Origin of the sequence: Pseudoalteromonas luteoviolacea DSM 6061 (genome assembly GCF_001625655.1) — a bacterium.
Taxonomy (GTDB): Bacteria; Pseudomonadota; Gammaproteobacteria; order Enterobacterales; family Alteromonadaceae; genus Pseudoalteromonas; species Pseudoalteromonas luteoviolacea.
The window spans coordinates 1-364 of the sequence record NZ_AUYB01000070.1 but is presented as its reverse complement, the minus strand read 5'-3'; the positions used below and the strand labels follow the sequence as shown (position 1 = coordinate 364).

Annotated in this window: 1 pseudogene; it reads left to right on the top strand. The window is 43.4% G+C overall.

Going from position 1 to position 364, the window contains the following annotated elements:
- Positions 1 to 364, top strand: a pseudogene (locus N475_RS03055) (transposase); the annotation flags it as partial.

Below are 364 nucleotides of genomic sequence, written 5' to 3'. Positions count from 1 at the left end.
CACAGGGCGATTCTGGGAAGGACGTTTTAAATCACAGGCGTTGTTAGATGAAGCTGCGCTGGCAGCGTGTTTAGCGTATGTTGATTTGAATCCAGTAAGAGCCAAAATGGCAGAGACGCCAGAAGAGTCAGACCACACCAGCATTAAAAAGCGGATTGAAACAGCAAAAGCGGGTAAACAGCCTAAGTCACTCATGCGTTTTGCAGGTAACCCAAGAAAGCACATGCCAAAAGGTTTACCGTTTGAATTCAAATATTATTTAGAACTTGTAGATTTGACTGGGCGATGTATTCGTGAAGATAAACGCGGGTTTATCACAGACGCTCAACCTATCTTAACAAGGCTCAATATCCAACCTGATAAT